At 74.8% G+C, this 12324-nt stretch carries 13 protein-coding genes; 8 read left to right on the top strand and 5 right to left on the bottom strand.

Annotated elements, in window-relative coordinates; genetic code table 11:
* Window positions 1-65: 65 nt before the first annotated feature.
* Window positions 66-1100 carry a hypothetical protein gene (locus AB0469_RS27915; RefSeq protein ID WP_366454209.1) on the bottom strand — a complete coding sequence of 345 codons (1035 nt, stop codon included), beginning with the start codon at window positions 1098-1100 and terminating at the stop codon, window positions 66-68.
* A 96-nt stretch (window positions 1101-1196) separates the two neighbouring features.
* On the opposite strand from AB0469_RS27915, the gene AB0469_RS27920 reads away from it, so the two are divergent.
* A complete protein-coding gene (locus AB0469_RS27920; RefSeq protein WP_366454210.1) occupies window positions 1197-1655 on the top strand; it encodes a DUF4442 domain-containing protein in 459 nt (152 codons plus the stop codon).
* A gap of 196 nt (window positions 1656-1851) precedes the next feature.
* Entirely contained in the window at window positions 1852-2514 is a 663-nt protein-coding gene (locus tag AB0469_RS27925) for a DedA family protein (RefSeq protein WP_366454295.1), read from the top strand.
* A gap of 57 nt (window positions 2515-2571) precedes the next feature.
* Here AB0469_RS27925 and AB0469_RS27930 read toward each other — a convergent pair whose 3' ends face one another.
* The gene (locus AB0469_RS27930) at window positions 2572-3138 is read right to left on the bottom strand and encodes a gamma carbonic anhydrase family protein (RefSeq protein ID WP_366454211.1); all 567 of its coding nucleotides are present in this window, start codon (window positions 3136-3138) and stop codon (window positions 2572-2574) included.
* A gap of 132 nt (window positions 3139-3270) precedes the next feature.
* On the opposite strand from AB0469_RS27930, the gene AB0469_RS27935 reads away from it, so the two are divergent.
* Entirely contained in the window at window positions 3271-4014 is a 744-nt protein-coding gene (locus tag AB0469_RS27935) for an acyltransferase (RefSeq protein WP_366454213.1), read from the top strand.
* A gap of 17 nt (window positions 4015-4031) precedes the next feature.
* Here the strand turns inward: AB0469_RS27935 and AB0469_RS27940 are convergent, their stop codons facing one another.
* Window positions 4032-4898, bottom strand: a complete 867-nt coding sequence (locus tag AB0469_RS27940) for a DMT family transporter (protein WP_366454214.1) — start codon at window positions 4896-4898, stop codon at window positions 4032-4034.
* Window positions 4899-5005: 107 nt separating this feature from the next.
* Here AB0469_RS27940 and AB0469_RS27945 point away from each other — a divergent pair, with 107 nt between their 5' ends.
* Window positions 5006-5596 carry an XRE family transcriptional regulator gene (locus tag AB0469_RS27945; RefSeq protein WP_042815110.1) on the top strand — a complete coding sequence of 197 codons (591 nt, stop codon included), beginning with the start codon at window positions 5006-5008 and terminating at the stop codon, window positions 5594-5596.
* A 33-nt stretch (window positions 5597-5629) separates the two neighbouring features.
* Here the strand turns inward: AB0469_RS27945 and AB0469_RS27950 are convergent, their stop codons facing one another.
* Window positions 5630-6034, bottom strand: a complete 405-nt coding sequence (locus tag AB0469_RS27950) for a CoA-binding protein (protein ID WP_366454215.1) — start codon at window positions 6032-6034, stop codon at window positions 5630-5632.
* A gap of 88 nt (window positions 6035-6122) precedes the next feature.
* Here AB0469_RS27950 and AB0469_RS27955 point away from each other — a divergent pair, with 88 nt between their 5' ends.
* The 3 genes from AB0469_RS27955 (at window position 6123) to AB0469_RS27965 (ending at window position 11249) form a co-directional block, all read left to right on the top strand.
* Window positions 6123-6752 (top strand): YigZ family protein, encoded by a 630-nt coding sequence (locus AB0469_RS27955; RefSeq protein ID WP_366454216.1) that lies wholly within the window; start codon window positions 6123-6125, stop codon window positions 6750-6752.
* Window positions 6753-7059: 307 nt separating this feature from the next.
* Window positions 7060-8241 (top strand): exonuclease SbcCD subunit D, encoded by a 1182-nt coding sequence (locus AB0469_RS27960; protein ID WP_366454217.1) that lies wholly within the window; start codon window positions 7060-7062, stop codon window positions 8239-8241.
* Window positions 8238-11249: an SMC family ATPase gene (locus AB0469_RS27965; protein ID WP_366454218.1), complete on the top strand. Its 3012-nt coding sequence runs from the start codon at window positions 8238-8240 to the stop codon at window positions 11247-11249. The genes AB0469_RS27960 and AB0469_RS27965 overlap by 4 nt, the downstream gene beginning before the upstream one ends.
* On the opposite strand, the gene AB0469_RS27970 is transcribed toward AB0469_RS27965, so the two are convergent.
* The gene (locus AB0469_RS27970) at window positions 11239-11685 is read right to left on the bottom strand and encodes an Lrp/AsnC family transcriptional regulator (protein ID WP_366454219.1); all 447 of its coding nucleotides are present in this window, start codon (window positions 11683-11685) and stop codon (window positions 11239-11241) included. The two genes, AB0469_RS27965 and AB0469_RS27970, sit on opposite strands and share 11 nt — an antisense overlap.
* A 94-nt stretch (window positions 11686-11779) precedes the next feature.
* On the opposite strand from AB0469_RS27970, the gene AB0469_RS27975 reads away from it, so the two are divergent.
* Window positions 11780-12292 (top strand): rhodanese-like domain-containing protein, encoded by a 513-nt coding sequence (locus tag AB0469_RS27975; RefSeq protein WP_366454220.1) that lies wholly within the window; start codon window positions 11780-11782, stop codon window positions 12290-12292.
* Window positions 12293-12324: the final 32 nt, after the last annotated feature.

Consider the following 12324-nt stretch of genomic DNA (forward strand, 5'->3'; position numbering starts at 1 on the left):
AGAATCCAAACGAATAACCGGAAAACGGATAATCGGCCCCGGGGGGGGTGGTGCGTGGGATGAGGTCAGTTGCCGACGAGGCGGACCGAGCTCATGATCTTCTCTTCGGTGGCCTGGTCCACCTCGCCGGGGACCCCGGCGGCGGCCCACATGACCCAGCTGGCGAAGTCACCCTTGGCGTTGCGGAAGCTGAAGGCGATGCTCTTGCCGTCCGAGGAGCACTTGTTCTCCTTGGGGACGTCGCTCACGGTCGCCGTCGCGTAGTGCCCCTTGAGGCCGGAGAGGGTGGTGTACTCCTTGGACTCGGAGATCTTGACCCGGTCCTCGGGCAGCTTCTGCGAGTAGGCGGCGAACACCCAGGTGCCCGCCTCGCTGTGGGCGGCCCCGGCGGTGTCCTTGGCGCCCTGGCCGCCCTTGGTGCCGGTCCCGGCCAGCCCGGTGCTCTCCTCCTTGCCGTCCTTGTTGGAGTCCACCTTGCACCAGTCCTCCTTCAGGAAGGCGGGTGCCGAGAAGGTGACGAGGGGGGAGCCGTCCTTCTTCTTCTCGTCCTCGAAGCCGGAGATCACCCCGGAGCTCGCCACGTTCCACTCCGGCGGGACGTCGAAGGCGGTGCCGTGCTTCGGGTTGACGACCACCTTCCATCCCGGGATCACGGGCTTCATGTCGCCGCCGCCGCGCGGGTTGCCGCTCGCGGCGGGCGGCGCCGCCGGGCTGACGGGGGCGGAGGAGGCGGCGGGGGGCTTGTCGTTGGCCTGGTTGCTGCCCTTGTCGTCCCGGGTGAGGACGAAGGCGGCGGTCGCCGCCGCCGTCACCACGACCGCCGAGGCCGCCACGATGGCCACGGTCTTCGTCGAGAACGGGCTCCCGCCGGACGGGCTCCGGGCGGGCTGGGGAGTGGGCTGCCCCCACGGCTGGACCGGCGGCGGGGTCTGGTAGCCGCCCGCCTGCGGGTAGCCGTAGCCGGGCTGCTGCTGACCGAATCCCGGCTGGGGCTGCTGCTGGTACGGGTTCGGCTGACCCGGCTGCTGCTGGTACGGGTTCTGTTGCGCGTCCTGGGGGTTCTGCTGTCCCCCGGGCGGCTGCTGCTGTCCTGGCCACATGGCCGGTAACCATAGTGGGAGAGCCCTGCGGGAGCCACGTCCGCCCCCTCCCCGACGCTGGCCAACTTCATCTACTCGTGGGTAACATCGCGTGCCATGAGCGCAGAACAGATGAACGTGGGCGAACTGCTCGCCCAGACCGTGCCGATGGCCCGCACCCTCAACCTCGAGTTCCTGGAGACCACTCCGGAGCGCGCCGTCGTCCGCCTCCCGGACCAGCCGGACTTCCACAACCACGTCGGCGGCCCGCACGCCGGCGCGATGTTCACCCTGGCCGAGTCCGCCAGCGGCGCGATCGTCCTGGCCGCCTTCGGCGACCAGCTCTCGCGCGCGGTGCCGCTGGCCGTCAAGGCCGAGATCGGCTACAAGAAGCTCGCCAAGGGGGTCGTGACGGCCACCGCCACCCTCGGCCGCCCGGCCTCCGAGGTCGTCGCCGAGCTCGACGCCGGCGGCCGCCCCGAGTTCCCCGTGACCATCGCCATCCAGCGCGAGGACGAGGCCGTCACGGGCGAGATGACGGTCGTCTGGACGCTGCGCCCCCACGCGACCGCCTGATCACCGCCTGATCACCGCCCGCGATCACCGACCCGCCGCCCGGCGGCCGCCGGGCGGTCCGGGGCGGCGGGAGGTGTTCGCCGGCCGTTCGCCCCGGGAACCCGCACTGCGGGCGAAGCCCGTGACGGGGAGCGGATAGGCTGCTCGTTCGGCGTGTCCCCCGGGCGCGCCGGTGACGACGAGGGAGGGCGAACCGGTGCACGTCCAGGACTGGCTGGAGACGATTCCGGCGATCAGTGTCTATCTCCTGGTGGGTCTGGTCATCGGACTGGAGAGCCTCGGCATCCCGCTGCCGGGGGAGATCATCCTCGTGAGCGCGGCCCTGCTGGCCTCGCAGCACGGGCACATCGACCCCGTGGTCCTGGGCCTGTGCGCGATCGCGGGCGCGATCGTCGGCGACTCCATCGGGTACGCGATCGGGCGCCGCGGCGGCAAGCCGCTGCTGGAGAAGCTGGGCCGGCGCTTCCCGAAGCACTTCGGGCCCGACCAGGTGGCCGTGGCGGAGCGTTCCTTCGACCGCTGGGGCATGTGGGCCGTCTTCTTCGGCCGGTTCGTGGCCCTGCTGCGGATCTTCGCCGGGCCGCTGGCGGGCGTGCTGCGCATGCCCTACTGGCGGTTCCTGATCGCCAACGTCCTCGGCGGCGTCCTCTGGGCCGGCGGCACCACCGCGGTCATCTACACGGTCGGGATCGTCGCGGAGCCGTGGCTCAAGCGCTTCTCCTGGCTGGCCCTCGTGCTGGCCCTGCTGATCGGGCTCGTCGTCACGCTGGTGGTGCGCGGCCGGATGAAGAAGGCGGCGGCCGAGGCCCGCGAGGAGGCGGCCGCACGCGTGACCGCCCCGGCGGGCGCCGCGGACTGAGCTCCCGGCCCCCGGGGCGGCTCGCCCCGGGGGCTCCCGGGCTCAGGACTCCGGGGCTCAGGACTCCGGGGTGACCGAGGCGCGGTGCTGCTGCGCCAGCTCCGTGTACATCGCGGCGTTCACCTTGATGTGCTCGCGCTCCTGCGCGGTGAGCTCCCGCCGCACCTTGGCCGGCACGCCCGCGACCAGGGAGCCGGGCGGTACCACCATCCCCTGCGGGACCAGCGCCTGGGCGGCCACCAGCGAACCGGCGCCGATCACGGCCCCGTTCAGCACGGTCGCGCCCATCCCGATCAGGCAGTCGTCCTCCACGGTGCAGCCGTGCACGACGGCGTTGTGGCCGATCGACACCCGCTCGCCGACCGAGACCGGGAAGCCGGGGTCCACGTGCAGCGTGCAGTTGTCCTGGACGTTGCTGCCGGCGCCGAGCGTGATCGGGCCGCAGTCGCCGCGCAGCACCGCCGAGTACCAGACGCTGGTGCCCGCGCCCAGGGTGACGTCGCCGACCACGATCGAGGTCGGGGCGGTGAAGGCCGTCGGGTCCACGGACGGCCGCCGGTCGCCCACGGCCGCGATGAGAGCTCCCTGGCCGGCCCGGCCCGGTCGGCCCGTGTCGTTCGTCATGATCGTTTCCCTCTGTTTCCGGATGCCGCGCTACCGGCACCGTAGGGCACGCGCCGCGCCGGACCCGCGATGGGGTGAAGATCACAGGAACGCGGTCCGGACGTCCGGCGCGGGGCCCACTACCGTGGCCGGGTGCCGAAGAACCAGAACACGTTCTCATCCCTGGCGGCCCTGCGCCGCCGCGTCGCCAGCCGCGCGGTCCACGCGGGCTGGCGCTGGATGCAGCAGGCCGGCGCGGTCACCGCGCAGAACCCGGGCCGGCTGCGCTTCGGCGCCATCGGCGACGGCACCCGGCTGGCCTTCCCCCAGGGCACCGTCTTCGGCGAGCCCTGGATCCGCATGGGCGGGCACTGCATCATCGCGGAGCAGGTCACCCTGACCGCCGGGATGATGCCCGACCTCGACCTCGGACCCGACCCGGTGCTGGTCCTGGGCAACGGCGTGGTCCTCGGCCGCGGCAGCCACGTGATCGCCGACGCCCGCATCAGCATCGGCGACGACACCTTCTGCGGCCCCGGCGTCTACATCACCTCCACCAACCACAGCTACGACGACCCGCACCAGCCCGTCGGCAGGCAATGGCCCCGCAGCGCGCCGGTGGAGATCGGGCCGGGCTGCTGGCTGGGCACCGGGGCGGTGATCCTCCCCGGGGCGAAGCTGGGCCGCAACGTCGTGGTGGCCGCGGGGGCCGTCGTACGGGGTGAGGTGCCGGACCACGCCGTGGTGGCGGGGGCCCCGGCCAAGGTCGTGCGCCGCTGGGAGCCGGAGACGGGCTGGCAGCCGCCGCTGCGGACCCCGGCGCCGGTGCCGATCCCGGACGGGGTGACCTCCGAGCAGCTGCGCGGGCTGGCCCGCCTGGCGGAGGCCGAGCAGTAGGCCCCGCGGGCCGGTGCTCAGCCGGCCGCGAGCAGGACCGTGCCCGCCAGGGCCAGGCCGGCGCCCGCCGCCTGCACGCTGCGCAGCCGCTCCTTGAGCACGGCGAACGCGGCCAGGGCGGTGATCACGGGGTAGAGCGAGGAGAGCACGGCGGCGACCGTCACCGGGCCGTTCTGGGCGGCGATCGAGTAGGTGCCGTTGGCCGCGACGTCCGCGAGGCCGACGAAGGCCAGCGCGGGCAGCAGGCCCCACAGCACGCGCGGGCCGGTGCCCTGCGGCAGCGCGGGCACGCCGCGCCGCGTCCGCGCCCACAGCGCGGCCCCGCCGACGGCGACGTTGGTGACCCGCTGGACGAGGAGGGCGAGGAACAGGCCGGTGACGGTGGTCGAGGCCTGCGAGATCAGGGCCATCACCGCACCGAAGCCGAAGGCCGCGGCCAGGGTCAGGAGCACCGCCTGCCGCTGCACGGGCGCACCGCGCAGCTCGGGCCCGCCCGCCAGGACGATGCCGACGACGGCCACCGCGATGCCCGCGAACTGGCCGGGCCCGGGCCGCTCGCCCAGTGCCAGCCCGATGCCGACCGGCACGACCACGCCGACCGAGCCCAGCGGGGAGACCACGCCCATCGGGCCCAGGGCCAGCGCCTTGTAGAAGCTGAGCATCGCCGCCGGTCCCACCAGGCCCGCCGCCACCGCGAACCACAGCTGCGGTCCGGCCTCGTGCCAGGCGCCCGTGGCGAGGACGACGGAACCCAGGACGAGCACGGCGGCGATCTGCGAGACCACGACCACCGTGAGCGCCGGCAGGCGGCGCGTCAGCAGCCCTCCGCCGAAGTCGGCGAGGCCCCACAGCAGGGCGGTGGCCAGGGCGAAGAGGGCGGTCATGGCGGGACCTCGCAGTACAGTGCGGTGAACGGTGGAGTGCAGCATCGAATACACCGCAGGTTAGTTCAGTCTGTTGAACTGTGTCATCCAAAATATTGGACGGAATGGTGTCGGATCTCGAACAGCTCACCCAGGCGCTCGCCCGGAACCTCAAGCGGTGGCGCGGGGAGCGCGGGTTCACCCTGGACGCGCTCGCGGCCCGCGCTGGGGTCAGCCGCGGCATGATCATCCAGATCGAGCAGGCCCGTACGAACCCGAGCGTGGGCACCACGGTCAAACTGGCCGACGCTCTCGGGGTGAGCATCACCACGCTCCTCGACCACGAGCGCAGCCCGCAGGTGCACGTGGTACCCCCGGGGCAGGGGGTGCGGATGTGGTCCAGTGGCATGGGCAGCGAGGCACGCATGCTGCTCGGGGACGACCGGCGCGGGCCGGTGGAGATGTGGATCTACCGGCTGGAGGCCGGGGACGGGACGGCCTCCGACCCGCACCCGGCCGGGACGTTCGAGATGCTGCACGTCACGGCCGGGGAACTGACCCTGGAGATCGCCGACGACCGGCACGTGGTCCCGGCGGGAGGCGCCGTCTCCTTCGAGGCGAACGTCCCGCACGCCTACCGCAACGAGGGGGCGGTGCCGATGGAGATGACCATGGCCGTGTCGATCCCGCCCGTGCACGGGGCCGACGGCCACCGCTGACGCACGACGGGAGGGGGCGCGGGCCGGGGCGGGCTACAGGGCCGGGATCTCGATGGCGGGGCACCGGTCCATGACCATCTCCAGCCCGGCCCCGCGGGTCCGGGCGAAGGCGGCCTCGTCGACCACGCCCAGCTGGAACCAGACGGCCCCGGCACCGGCGGCGACCGCCTCGTCGGCGACCCGGCCGGCCAGCGAGCTGTTCACGAAGACGTCGACCACGTCCACCTCGAACGGGATCGCCTCCAGCGAGGGGTAGCCCTGCTCGCCGTGCACGGTCTCCGCCTTCGGGTGGACGGGCACCACGCGCTTGCCGAAGCGCTGGAGCACCCGGGCCACCCCGTAGGCCGCCCGGTCCTCGTTGTTCGAGAGCCCGACGACGGCCCAGGTGTCGCCGAGTTCGGTGAGGATCCTGCGGATGGTCTCCTGGTCGCCGTACACGTGCGCCGCCTCCTGCTGCCTGCCGGGGTGAATGGGTCCGCCGGAACAACGGAAAGGACACCTGTCCGATTCCCCGTAGGGTGGAGCGGTGAAGGCAGACCAGTACGTGACGGTGGCCCGCGAGGGATCGCACGAGTCCGAGATCAACCGCTCGCGCTTCCTGTGCTCGCTGGCGCCCGCCGCGACCGAGCAGGAGGCGCAGGACTTCATCGCGCGGATCCGCCGGGAGCACCCCACCGCCACGCACAACTGCTTCGCCTACGTGATCGGCGCCGACGCCTCCGTCCAGAAGGCGAGCGACGACGGCGAGCCGGGCGGCACCGCCGGCGTGCCCATGCTCCAGATGCTGACCCGGCGCGACATCCGCTACGCGGTCGCCGTCGTCACCCGCTACTACGGCGGCGTGAAGCTCGGCGCGGGCGGACTGATCCGCGCCTACGGCGGAGTCGTCGGCGAGGCCCTCGACGCGCTCGGCACCGTCACCCGCCACCGCTACCGGCTGGCCACCGTCACCGTCGACCACCAGCGGGCCGGCAAGACGCAGAACGACCTGCGCTCCACCGGCCGCGCGGTACTGGACGTGCGCTACGGGGAAGCCGTCTCGATCGAGATCGGCCTCCCCGAGGCGGACGTCGACTCCTTCCGGGCCTGGCTCGCCGACGTCACCGCCGGGACCGCGGGCTTCGAGCTCGGCGGCGAGGCCTACGGCGACGGGTAGTCCCGCCCGCGAAGCCGGCCGGCGCCCGGGACGCCGGACAAGCACGCGAAGCCGCCACGGAGCACCGGCCGCAGAGGTTTCGCGCCGACGCCACGCCCCCGAAACGGACCGGGCCCGGCGGGGCGGCGGACAGGCCGGACGGGGGCCGGTCCACCGCCCCGGCGCCGGGTCGTCCGCCGGGTCGGTCGTCGGGGCGGTCGACCCGTCCGGTGTCCGGGACGGGGCCCGGGCCGGGCGGCGGACCGGTTAGCCTGGACGGTCGGAGCGGGTCACGGAGGAGAGCAAGCGTGCGGGTCGGAGCGGTCGAGTGAAGTTCCTGCACACCTCCGACTGGCACCTGGGCCGGTCCTTCCACCGCGTGAACATGCTCGGAGCCCAGGCCGCCTTCGTCGACCACCTCGTCGGAGCCGTGCGCGAGCACGGCGTCGACGCCGTCCTCGTCGCCGGGGACGTCTACGACCGGGCCGTGCCCCCGCTGCCCGCCGTCGAGCTCTACGACCGGGCGCTGCACCGGCTCGCCGACCTCGGCGTGCCCACCGTGATGATCTCCGGCAACCACGACTCGGCCCGCCGGCTCGGCGTCGGCGCCGGGCTGATCGGCCGGGCCGGGATCCACCTCAGGACCGACCCGGCCGGCTGCGCCGACCCCGTGGTGCTGGCCGACGCGCACGGCGACGTGGCCCTGTACGGGCTGCCCTACCTGGAACCGGCCCTGGTCAAGGACGAGTTCGCCGCGGAGAGGGTCAGCCACGAGGCCGTCCTCGGCGCGGCCATGGACCGCGTCCGCGCCGACCTGGCCGGCCGGCCCGAGGGCACCCGCTCGGTCGTGCTCGCGCACGCCTTCGTCACCGGCGGGCAGGCCAGCGACAGCGAACGCGACATCGCCGTCGGCGGGGTCGAGGCCGTCCCCGCCTCGGTCTTCGAGGGCGTCGACTACGCGGCCCTCGGCCACCTCCACGGCTGCCAGACGATCAACGAACGGGTTCGCTACTCCGGTTCCCCGCTCGCCTACTCCTTCTCCGAGGCCGACCACCGCAAGAGCATGTGGCTCGTCGAGCTCGGCCCGGCCGGGGAGGTCGCCGCCGAGCGGCTCGACACCCCCGTCCCGCGGCCCCTCGCCCGGCTGCGCGGCCGCCTGGAGGACCTCCTGGACGACCCCGCCCTCACCGGCCGTGAGGACAGCTGGGTCGAGGCCGTCCTCACCGACCCCGTCCGCCCCCAGGACCCGATGGCCCGGCTCACCGCCCGCTTCCCCCACGCCCTCAGCCTCGCCTTCGAGCCCGAGGGCCGCGAGGACGACGGCGCGGCCTCCTACGCCCAGCGCCTGCGCGGCCGCAGCGACCAGGAGATCGCCGAGGACTTCGTCGCCCACGTCCGCGGCGGCGGCTGCGCCGACGAAGCCGAACGGGCCGTGCTGCGGGGAGCGTTCGACGAGGTACGCGTCCAGGCCGCGGCGTCCGAGGACGGCCGCCGGGAGGCCGCCCGATGAGGCTGCACCGGCTCCAGGTCACCGCCTTCGGACCCTTCGCCGAACCCCAGAGGATCGACTTCGACGCCCTGTCCGGCGCCGGGATCTTCCTGCTGCACGGCCCCACCGGCGCGGGCAAGACCTCCGTCCTCGACGCGGTCTGCTACGCCCTCTACGGCTCCGTGCCCGGCTCCCGCCAGGCCCCCGGCACCACCCTGCGCAGCGACCACGCCGCCCCCGACACCCCGACCGAGGTCGCCCTCGAACTCACCGTCGGCGGCCGCCGTCTGGAGATCACCCGGCGCCCCGAACAGGACCGGCCCAAGAAGCGCGGCACCGGCACCACCAGGGACAAGGCCCAGTCCTGGCTCCGCGAGCACACGCCCGACGGCTGGACCGCGCTCAGCCGCTCCCACCAGGAGATCGGCGAGGAGGTCGAACAGCTCCTCGGCATGAGCCGCGAGCAGTTCTGCCAGGTGGTCCTCCTCCCGCAGGGCGAGTTCGCCCAGTTCCTGCGGGCCGGCGCCGAGGCCCGCGGCCGGCTCCTCGGCCGGCTCTTCGACACCCGCCGCTTCGCCGCCGTCGAGACCCTGCTCGCCGAACGCCGCCGGGCCGCCGAGGCCAGGGTGCGCGCCGGCGACGAGAAGGTGCTCGCCGCCGCCCAGCGCCTCGCCCAGGCCGCCGGCGACAGCGCCGACCTGCGGGCCTGGCCGCTCCCCGCCCACCAGCCCGGCGACCCCGGCCTCGCCGGCGCCGTCCGGTCCTGGGCGGCCGTGGCCCGCTGCTCCGCCCGCGAGCGGCTCACCGTCGCCGAGTGCGCCCTGGCCGCCGCCGAGGGACGGCACGCCGCGGCCCGGCGCGCCGCCGAGGAGGCCCGCGAACTCGACCGGCTCCAGCGCCGCCACGCCGAGACCGCCCGCCGGGCCGACCTGCTGGCGCAGGCCGCGCCGGAGCGCGAGCGCGTGCGGGAGCTGCTGGACCGGGCCCGCCGGGGCGCCCTCGTGGCCCCCGCCCTGGAACTGCGCGGGTCCGCGGCCGCCGCCCACCTCACCGCCGCGCACGCGGAGACCCTCGCCCGGGCGGAGCTGCCGCCCGCCCTCGCCGAAGCGGGCACCGAGCAGCTCGGCGCCGTCGAGCAGCGCCTGCGCGAGGACCTCGGCGCGGCCGGCGCCGCCCAGCGGTCCGAACAGCGCAGCGCCGAGATCGGCCGCGAGCGCGCCACGCTGGAGCGTGAGTCCCGGGACGCCGACGAGCAGCACCAGGAGTCCGCCGAGTGGCTGGCCCGCTGGGAAGCCACCCATGCCTCCCTCCAGGAGCGGGTCGACGCCGCCCAGCAGGCCCTGACCCTGGCCGAGCAGCTCGCCGGCCGGCTCGAGCCCGCCCGGATGCAGCTCACCGCCGCCCGGCGCCGCGACACCCTCGCCGCCGACGCGGACACCGCCGCCGGCGAGCTGGACTCCGTGCGCGAGGAGTCGTACGCCGCCAGGGAACGCTGGCTGGAGCTGAAGGAGGCCCGGCTGCGCGGCATCGCCGCCGAGCTGGCCGCGGCCCTGGCCCCGGGCGAGCCCTGCACCGTGTGCGGATCGGCGCAGCACCCCGCTCCGGCCCGTCCCGCCCCCGGCCACGTCGACCGGGCCGCCGAGGACGCCGCCCACGCCCGCTTCGAGCGGGCCGAGGAGCGCCGGGCCGCCGTCGAGCGCCGGCTCGCCGCCGTCCGGGAGGCCGAAGCCGAGGCGGCGGCCGCCGCCGGGGACGCCACCACCGCGGAACTCCTGGCCCTCACGGGCGACCTGAGCGCCCGTCATGCCGCTGCCCAGGCCGAGGCCGCCGGGCTCCACACCGCCCGCGAACGCCTCGCCCGCGCAGAGCGGGAACACGAGGCGCGCAGCTCCGACCGGCTCGAAGCCGAGCGCCGGGCCGCCGCCCGGGCCTCCCGGCGCGAGGCCCTCGACCGGGAGCAGGCCGCCCTGGAGGCCGAACTGGTCCTGGTCCGGGGCGACTCGCCCAGCGTCGCGGCCCGCGCCCGGATCCTGGAGGACCGCATCCGGATGGTCACGACGGCCGCCGCCGCACTGCGCCGCGCCGAGACCACCGCCGCGCGGCTGAAGGAGGCCGACGGCCAGCTCGCCGACGCCGCCTTCAAGGCCGGGTTCGACTCCACCGCCGAGGCCGCAGGCGCCGTGCTCCCCGAGTACGAGCGCACCGCCCTCCAGCACCGCCTGGACGCCTGGCAGGCCGAGGAGGCGATGCTCGGCGACCGCCGCGCCGAGGCCGACACCGCCGCGGCCGCCGCCCTGCCCCCGGCCGACCCCGCGGCCGCCGAGGCCGCCCGGGAACGTGCCGCCGCCCGGCTGCGCACCGCCGGGTCGGCCGTGGACGCCGCCCGGGTCCGCTGCGCCGAGCTGGACCGGCTCTCCCGCCAGGCGGAGCAGGAGCTGCGCGCCCTGGGACCGCTGCGCGAGGCCTACGAGCGCGTGGCCCGCCTCGCCGGGCTCACCGCGGGCACCTCCGCCGACAACGAGCGCAGGATGCGGCTGGAGTCGTACGTCCTGGCCGCCCGCCTGGAGCAGGTGGCCGCCGCCGCGACCGTGCGCCTGCTGCGCATGTCCGGAGGCCGCTACACCCTCGTCCACTCGGACGCCCGGTCGGGCGGACGCGGACGCTCCGGCCTGGGGCTGCACGTGGTGGACGCCTGGACCGGCAGCGAGCGGGACACCGCCACCCTCTCCGGCGGCGAGACCTTCTTCGCCTCCCTCGCCCTGGCCCTGGGGCTGGCCGACGTGGTCACCGACGAGGCGGGCGGCATGCGGCTGGACACCCTCTTCATCGACGAGGGCTTCGGCAGCCTCGACGACCAGGCCCTGGACGAGGTGCTCGACGTACTGGACTCGCTGCGCGAACGCGACCGCAGCGTCGGCATCGTCAGCCACGTCGGCGACCTGCGCACCCGGGTCCAGGCCCAGCTGGAGATCGTCAAGCAGCGCGGCGGCTCGGTGGTGCGCCACCGCACGGCGGGGGTCACGGACTGAGCGGCCGCCGCGCCAGCGGGGACGAGTACACGACGCTGGTGGTCACCGGGCCGAGGCCGGAGATCCGGCCGGTGACCTCCTCCAGGTGTCCCATCGAGCGGGCGGCGACCTTGAGCACGAAGCAGTCGTCGCCCGTCACGTGGTGGGCCTCCAGGATCTCCGGTGTCGCTTCCAGGAAGTCGTGGAACGGCTTGTAGTTGCCGTGCGGATAGCGCAGCCGTACCAGCGCCAGGATGGCCTTGCCGAGCTTCTCGTGGTCCACGACGGCCGTGTAGCCGGTGATGATCCCGGCCTCCTCCATCCGGCGGACCCGCTCCGTGACGGCGCTCGCGGACATGGAGACGGCGCGCGCGAGCTCGGTGAAACTGGCCCGGCCGTCCTGCTGGAGGGCCGCCAGGATGCGCCAGTCGGTGGCGTCGGGGGAATATCCGGTCATGGCGCTGGTCTAGCAGGGGAATCCCCGGTCGAACAAGGTGAAGGCCGGGGAATCCCACTTCCCGGAATGATCAGCAGTTCATAGATTCTGAGCCATGACGACGACGAACCACACGACCGCCCCCGCCCCCGCCAACCCCGTCCTGCGGGTCCCCCCGGCCGGCCCGGCCGCGGCCGCCGCCTACTTCTCGGCCAGCCTCGCCTTCCACGCGGACGTGTCCGACGTCGCCGCCGCCTTCGCGGCGCACCGCGAGCGGGGCGCGGAGCTCGGCTTCCAGCTGGTCGACTCCCGCTCCACCCCGGCCTGGGACCAGGCCCACGTGCCCGGTGCGGTCCACCTGCCCACCGCGCTGATCCCCGAACAGGCCGAGAAGCTCCTCGACAAGGAGCTCCCCGTGGTCACCTACTGCTGGGGCCCCGGCTGCAACGGGGGCACCCGCTCGGCACTCGCCCTGGCCGAACTGGGCTTCCGGGTCAAGGAGATGCTCGGCGGCATCGAGTACTGGATCCGCGAGGGCTTCGAGGTCGAGACCTGGGAGGGCCCGCAGCGGCGCGCGGAGGCCGACCCGCTGACCGCCCCCACCGACTCGGACGACTGCGGCTGCTGAGCCGCGCCGCACGCACGGCGGCCGCCCGTCCC

Source organism: Streptomyces sp. NPDC093801, from assembly GCF_040701585.1.
Lineage (GTDB): Bacteria > Actinomycetota > Actinomycetes > Streptomycetales > Streptomycetaceae > Streptomyces.